The organism is Mesorhizobium sp. M7A.F.Ca.CA.003.01.2.1 (assembly GCF_003998945.1).
Lineage (GTDB): Bacteria > Pseudomonadota > Alphaproteobacteria > Rhizobiales > Rhizobiaceae > Mesorhizobium > Mesorhizobium ciceri.
In genome coordinates this window covers 1-6,853 of record NZ_RZRA01000199.1, presented here as the reverse complement: position 1 = coordinate 6,853, position 6,853 = coordinate 1, and the positions used below count along the sequence as shown (strand labels likewise).

Annotated in this window: 7 protein-coding genes and 1 pseudogene; 2 read left to right on the top strand and 6 right to left on the bottom strand. The window is 63.3% G+C overall.

The window, feature by feature from the left end:
* The 3 genes and pseudogenes from EN969_RS10900 to EN969_RS10890 form a co-directional block, all read right to left on the bottom strand.
* Positions 1-694: pseudogene (locus EN969_RS10900) on the bottom strand (LacI family DNA-binding transcriptional regulator); the annotation flags it as partial.
* A gap of 99 nt (positions 695-793) precedes the next feature.
* A complete protein-coding gene (locus EN969_RS10895) occupies positions 794-1,123 on the bottom strand; it encodes a hypothetical protein (protein ID WP_063168517.1) in 330 nt (109 codons plus the stop codon).
* 21 nt (positions 1,124-1,144) lie between these two features.
* Positions 1,145-2,374: an MFS transporter gene (locus EN969_RS10890; protein WP_013530861.1), complete on the bottom strand. Its 1,230-nt coding sequence runs from the start codon at positions 2,372-2,374 to the stop codon at positions 1,145-1,147.
* A gap of 170 nt (positions 2,375-2,544) precedes the next feature.
* On the opposite strand from EN969_RS10890, the gene EN969_RS10885 reads away from it, so the two are divergent.
* On the top strand, positions 2,545-2,835 hold the full coding sequence (locus EN969_RS10885) for a DUF3175 domain-containing protein (protein WP_024501537.1): 291 nt from the start codon (positions 2,545-2,547) through the stop codon (positions 2,833-2,835).
* 14 nt (positions 2,836-2,849) lie between these two features.
* Here the strand turns inward: EN969_RS10885 and EN969_RS10880 are convergent, their stop codons facing one another.
* Positions 2,850-3,626 (bottom strand): FadR/GntR family transcriptional regulator, encoded by a 777-nt coding sequence (locus tag EN969_RS10880; RefSeq protein WP_024501538.1) that lies wholly within the window; start codon positions 3,624-3,626, stop codon positions 2,850-2,852.
* A gap of 307 nt (positions 3,627-3,933) precedes the next feature.
* Entirely contained in the window at positions 3,934-4,830 is an 897-nt protein-coding gene (locus tag EN969_RS10875) for an NAD(P)-dependent oxidoreductase (RefSeq protein WP_063168518.1), read from the bottom strand.
* Between the two features lie 119 nt (positions 4,831-4,949).
* Between EN969_RS10875 and EN969_RS10870 the strand changes: the two genes are divergently transcribed.
* Positions 4,950-5,888, top strand: coding sequence for an NAD(P)-dependent oxidoreductase (locus tag EN969_RS10870; protein ID WP_063168519.1), 939 nt, complete (start codon positions 4,950-4,952; stop codon positions 5,886-5,888).
* A gap of 24 nt (positions 5,889-5,912) precedes the next feature.
* Here the strand turns inward: EN969_RS10870 and EN969_RS10865 are convergent, their stop codons facing one another.
* The gene (locus EN969_RS10865; protein WP_013530856.1) at positions 5,913-6,695 is read right to left on the bottom strand and encodes a FadR/GntR family transcriptional regulator; all 783 of its coding nucleotides are present in this window, start codon (positions 6,693-6,695) and stop codon (positions 5,913-5,915) included.
* Between the last annotated feature and the right edge of the window lie 158 nt (positions 6,696-6,853).

Sequence of the window (6,853 nt, the reverse complement as noted above, 5' to 3'; positions counted from 1 at the left end):
ACGCTGGACAGCACCGGCGTGGTGGTGACGAGGCGCGGGTCGAACAGGCCCGCGGCCTCCATCGCCGCGCGATAGCCGGCAAGGCGCCGCTGCGAACGCGGATCCATGCGCGCGCCGATGAAGCCGATGCGGCGATAGCCGGCCTCGATCAGATGCTCGGTCGCCGCCCTCCCGCCATCGAGATGCGAGAAGCCGACCATCATGTCGACCGGATCGGGACCGGTTTCCATCACCTGCACCACAGGGCAGCCGGCACTTTCCAGCAGCTTTCGCGAAGCCGGCGTCTGATCGATGCCGGCGACGATCAGCGCCGCTGGCCGTTGCGAACCGAACAGCTGCAGCAGCCGCTCTTCCTCGAGCCGGAATAGTGGGTGTTGCCAAGCTGGATGCGGAACGGGCTGGCCGACAGGCTGTCATAGATGCCGCGCACCACCTCGGCGAAGACGTTGTTGGTAAGCGACGGCACCAGCACGCCGAACACCTCGGCGCGCGCCGAGGCCAGCGCCCGGGCATTCGGGTCCGGCACGTAGCCCAGTTCGTCGACAGCGGCCTGGATCTGGCGGCGCAACTCTTCGGAGACACGCTCCGGCTCACGCAGGGCGCGCGACACGGTGATGGCGCCGACACCGGCCTTGCGCGCGACATCCGCGATGGTCGGGCGGCCGCCGCCCCGGCGCGTGCGCGGCTTGGTCAAAATCGAGTCCTCGCAAGATACAGATCGGAAGCCATCGCGCCCGCAGCCGTCATATGTTGGTCAAAGTGGGATATTTATCCGCGCGCTTCCTTCTCGACGCTAGGTCAATGTCCGCTCCCCAAAGAGAAAAATCAGCAGAGAAAGAAGACCAAACGAGACTAAAAATCCGGCCCATGCTCCAAACAGGAGCTTGCGAAGCGATCGGAATTCGTCAGCAACAAGAAATCTGTTGAAACGGCTATTCCTGCGGCCGGCTCGCTCGCTCCAACCAAGTGATCTTTCCTCAGTAGTGTCTACAAGCGCCCCGGTTCTGCCGAGCACCAGGATAATCGAATAGAAAATTGCGGCGGCGCCTGCGAGGCATCCCGCGGCGCAGGCCCACACCGCTATTGTTAGAAGAATGGGCTTACCGTGAAGATCGAGATGCATTTTGTGCGCCCGGAATAAGGCTTAAGCTGCAACCGTCAATGATCGCCGCGACCGCCACAATAACAGAACGATCGCCAGTATATTCAAAATATTCCAGGCAATGCCGTTCAGGAACGCAGCCGCATAAGAGCCGGTCAAATCGTAGATCCAGCCCGACATCCAGCCGCCGATCGCCATGCCGAAGATGGTCGCCATCATGACGATGCCGATACGCTGGCCGGCCTCTCTGGCCGGCATATAATCGCGCACGATGATCGCGTAGCAAGGCACGATGCCGCCCTGCGACAAGCCGAACACCAGTGACACCACATAGAGCGAGGCAAGCCCGTCGAACGGGATGTAGAACAGCAGCGACAGGCACTGCAGGACCGAGCCGATCATCAATGTCCACACGGCGCCGATACGGTCGGCGAGGAAGCCGGACGCCAGCCGGCTGACGACGCCGCCCGCCATCATGATCGACAGCATGTCGGCGCCATGTGCGACGCCGTAGCCAAGGTCCATGCAATAGGCGACGATATGCACTTGCGGCATCGACATCGCCACGCAGCAGCCGAGCCCGGCGACGACCAGCAGCACCTGCAAGGCCGCCGGCGACAGCGAGATCGGCTGCACCGACCGGCTTCCGGGCGAACCCGCGACGGCCGCCGCCGGGGCACCGCGCCGCAGCATCAGCACCAGCGGCACCATTGTCACCAGGCAGAAGATGCCGATTGCCGCATAGGTGAAGCGCCAGCCCTCCGCCTTCATCAGCGTCGGCATGATGGTCGGCCACAACGCCCCGGCAAGGTAATTGCCGGCCGCCGCCGCCGTGACCGCAACACCGCGACGGCGGTTGAACCAGTGCGAGATATCGGCGATCAGCGGCCCGAAGATCACCGACGTGCCGATACCGATCAGCACCCCCTGGGCAAGCGTGAATTGCAGGATCGAGGTCGACAGCGCCGCGAGCAGCAGGCCCGCGGAAAGCGCAATCGAAGAGATCAGCGCCGGGATCCAGTAACCCATCCGGTCGATGGCGCGGCCGACCAGCACGTTGCCGGCGGCGAAACCGACCATGGTCGCCGTGTAAGGCATGGACGCCGCGGCGCGGTCGACGCCGAACTCGGCCTGCACGGCGGGCAGCACGACGACGACAGCCCACATGCCCACGGCGCCGATCGTCGCCAGCAGCATCGAGATGGCAAGCCGCATCCAGGCATAGGAGCTGTCGATGCCGGGGCCGGGCTGGAGGCTGTCGGTTCGGGTCAAGGCGTTTCCTGTCGGCGGTCTCGGAGATCGGCTGCCGTTTGCGCCACTATCGGCGCATTCTCAGGCCGCAGCAGCGCCACAGCGGGCAAATCCGTGGCTCCAGAGCCAGGGCGGAACCGATACCGATGTGCGGAGTTTCCCGGCAACCCACCCCGCAAAGGAGTCCTGCGATGACCGCCACCAGGAAAAAATGGTCGGCCGAGGTGACCGAGCACAGCAACGCAATGGATCTTGAGGATCACGTCTTCGAATCCGACGACGCCAGGAAGATCGCCGCCTCGCTGAAACGATCCGCCGAACACAGCCACAGGCGCAAGGCCGAGCCTTTCCAATCCGCCATGTCGATGCTGAATTTTTACATCAACCGCGCCGGCAAGAACTTGCCTGCCGCGCGCAAAAAAGTGCTTGAGGACGCCAAGGACGAACTGCGCAGCGCCTTCGGACGGGACAAGGATGATTAGCGGCCGGTCCGGCCTTACCGGGCGCGGATGACGCCGTCTGTGTTGGCGAGCAATTTGCGCACAGCATTGCGCGCCGCGTCGGGGCGCTGCAGGCGGATGTTCTTCTCGATCGCCTCGTGCAGCTTCTGCGCGTGGTTGAGATCGTCGATCTCCCGTGTCGTATAGGCAAAGAGATGATCGAAGGCGGATTCGATCAGTACGCCGAGCGGCACCAGCAGGTCGTTGCCCGAAGCCCGCAGGATGGCGAGATGGAAGCGCGTGTCGGCGCGGGTCCGCTCCTGCAGGCTCGTCGCCGCGCCCATCTCACGGCAGGCCAGGCTGATCTCGGCCATCTGCTCGTCGGTTCTTCGCATCGCGGCGAACGCGGTCGCTTCCGGCTCGATGATATGGCGGAATTCCTGCACCGTCTTGAGGAACACTTCGCGGTCCGGCGACGTCGCGTACCAGGCCAGCACATCGCGATCGAGCAGGTTCCAGCGTTCCTTCGGCTCGACCCAGCTGCCGATCTTGGGACGTGAGGCCAAAAGGCTCTTGGCCATCAGCATCTTGATCGCTTCGCGCACCGCCGAGCGGCTGACGCTGAAGGTCTCCGACCATTTCGCTTCATTGGGCAGGATGGTGCCAGGCGGATAATCGCCGCGCACGATCCTGAGGCCGATTTCACTGGCCAGCGAGGCGTGGACGCTGGAGCCGGGAATACGCGCGGCGTCCGCCCGGCGAACGCCGCCCGGACGGTCCCCGGAGGCCGCTTTCCCCAACGATTTTTCCTTGTTCGGCTTCGCGTCCCGCATGGGGTCCAGAAAGTCCGTATTAAGCAGGCTGTCAAGCGCAGCAAGCGGCTTGCATCGCAAAGCTGCCCGCTGTGCACAGATCAGCCCCGATCCGCCGCTTGATTGGCATGTCGATATTCAGGTCAGGCCGAGCCGAGAATGACGGATTTCGAGAACCGGAGCGCAGCGTACTTTTGGGTACGTGAGCATCGGCCTACGCCGGCCGTAGCCTTGACTGCCACGACCACTCATAAGTGCTTCGGCCGGCGAAGGCGGAAGCGCAGAAAGCCGTCATTCGCAGGCCGGCATCACCTGAGTGTCGACATGCCTAGGCCTGCTTGACGTATTTGCGCCAGCTATGCTCCGGGCGGAAGCCCAGCACGTCACGCGCCTTGCGGTTGGAGAGCAGCGTCTCGTATTCGCCGAGTTCGGCCTTGACCGGCACGCCGGGGTAGAACCGCTTCAAGAGTTCGGCTGTCGGCAGGTCGGACGAGGTGTCGTCATTGGCCGCGTTGAACACCTGATAGCCGAGCCCGTCCTTCTCTATGGCGCGCAGCGTGATCTGGCCAAGGTCGCGCGCGTCGACATAGCTCCAGGCGATGCGCTTGCGGAAACCCGGATCGGCGAACCATTTCGGAAACAGCGAATGTTCGTGCGGCTCGATGACGTTGCCGATGCGCAGGGCATAAATGTCGGTGCCGTTGCGCTGCGCGAAGGCCCGCGCCGTCTTCTCGTTGACGACCTTGGACAAGGCATAGCTGTCCATCGGATCGACGTCATACTCCTCGTCGAGCGGGAAATATTTTGGATCGCGCGGCTCGTTGGCGAAGACCAGCCCATAGGTGGTCTCGCTGGAGGCGATGATTACCTTTCGGATACCGAGCTTAACTGCCGCCTCGATGACATTGTAGGTGCCGAGCGCATTGATGCGGAACACCTCGTTGTCGGTGGTGATCATGATGCGCGGGATGGCGGCGAAATGCACCACCGCATCGACCGGCTGCGGACGCAGCGAGGGGTCGAATTCATGCAGGCCCATATAGCTCGACAGTGCGTTGAACACCTGCCCGCTGTCGGTGATGTCGGTGATCAGCGTGCGCACCTTGGGGTTGTCGAGCGGCCTGGTGTCGATGTTGAGCACCTGGCAGCCTTGCTCGACCAGATACTGGACGACATGGCGTCCGGCCTTGCCGCTGCCGCCGGTGAACATGATCCGCTTCGTCATTTTGCTCTCCACATCCTCAGGAATTTATGTGTATTGTCAGACAATATCGCCATCCGCAACCACCCTCGCCTGCAAAACGGCAGCGCCTGACATCAATCATTGCAACAGGACTTGAAGACATGAACACGACTGCCGCGAGCGAAAAGATCGGCTTCATCGGGCTTGGCCTGATGGGCCACGGGATCGCCAAGAACATCGTCGACAAGGGCTACAGCCTGACCTTTCTCGGCCGCAAGAACCGCAAGCCGGCGGAAGACCTGCTTGGCCGCGGCGCCACCGAAGCATCGACCTCGCGCGATGTGGCGGCGGCATCGACAATCGTCTTCATCTGCGTCACCGGTTCGCGCGAGGTCGAAGCCATCATTCGCGGCCCGGGCGGCCTCAAGGAGGGTTTGAAGAAAGGTTCCGTCGTCGTCGACTGCTCGACCTCCGACCCCGTCTCGACCATTGCGCTTGCCGCTGAACTCAAGGCGCTCGGCATCGATTTTGTCGACGCACCGCTCAGCCGCACGCCGAAGGAAGCCTGGGAAGGCACACTCGACGCCATGGTCGGCGCGCCGGACACCCTCTTTGCCAGGGTGAAACCGGTAATCGAAACCTGGGCCGGCCGCATCGTCCATATCGGCGACACCGGCGATGGCCATCGCATGAAGCTGCTCAACAATTTCATCTCGCTCGGCTACGCCGCGATCTATTCCGAGGCACTGGCACTGGCTGAGAAGGTCGGCATCTCGCCGCCGCGCTTCGACAGCGTCATCCGCAATGGCCGCATGGATTGCGGCTTCTACCAGACCTTCATGCGCTGGACGCTGGAAGGTGACCGCGACGCGCACAAATTCACCATCGCCAACGCCTTCAAGGACCTGACCTATCTGGAATCGATGGCGGGTGCGGCCGGCATTGCCAACCCGCTCGGCAACGCCACCAAGAACGCCTTCGCCGGTGCCCACGCAACCGGCCCGGCCGAGCAATTCGTACCGATGCTGGCAACGCATATCGGGAAGGTGAACGGCGTCGACCTGATGCCGATGAAGGATGGCAAGAAGCAGACCATTTAACCGATTGCCCAACGCAGGCGCCGATCACCGCCTCCAGCGCCCGATCCCTTCATCGGTATCCGCAAGCAGCTTGTGCACGGCGTTGCGCGCGGCGGCCGGGCGCTGCAGGCGGATGTTCTTTTCGATCGCCTCATGCAGCTTCTGCGCCTGGCGCTGATCGGCGACCTGCTGTGTCGTGAATGCGAAAAGATGGTCGAGCGCCGACTCGATCAGCACGCCGAGCGGCACCAGAAGGTCGTTGCCGGAGGCGCGCAGGATGGCCAGATGAAAGCGCGTATCGGCGCGGATACGCTCCTGCAGGCTCAAGGCTTCGCCCATCTCGCGGCAGGCCTGGCTGATTTCCGCCATTTGCTCGTCACTGCGCCGTATGGCTGCAAAGGCCGATGCTTCCGGCTCGATGATATGACGAAACTCCTGCACGGTTCGCAGGAACGCCTCGCGGTCGGGCGCCGTCGCGTACCAGGCCAGCACGTCGCGGTCGAGCAGGTTCCAGCGCTCCTTCGGCTCGACCCAGCTGCCGATCTTGGGGCGTGAGGCCAACAGGCTTTTCGCCATCAGCATCTTGATGGCTTCGCGCACCGCCGAACGGCTGACATTGAAGATCTCGGCCCATCTGGACTCGTTGGGCAGGATGGTGCCGGGCGGATAGTCGCCACGCACGATCCGCAGGCCGATCTCGCCGGCCAGCGAGACATGGACGCTCGCTCCCGCAAAATGCGCGGCACCGGCCTTGCGCATGACAGCCGGGCCGTGGCTGGCTTGTGCCTTGGCCCGGTCGGTTCGCTTGCTTGACTTCTCGTCCGGCATCCACGTTCCAATGCGTCGACCGTCTGTCGTCCGGACTGGTCCGAACCGCACGGGCGCCGATCTCGTTGCCGAAAAATCCAGATCACGGGCGCAGCAAAGCCGGAGCCGGTTGCCCCAACCATTGCGTCCGTTCGGGAATTATCGCTTCCGTCCAGGAA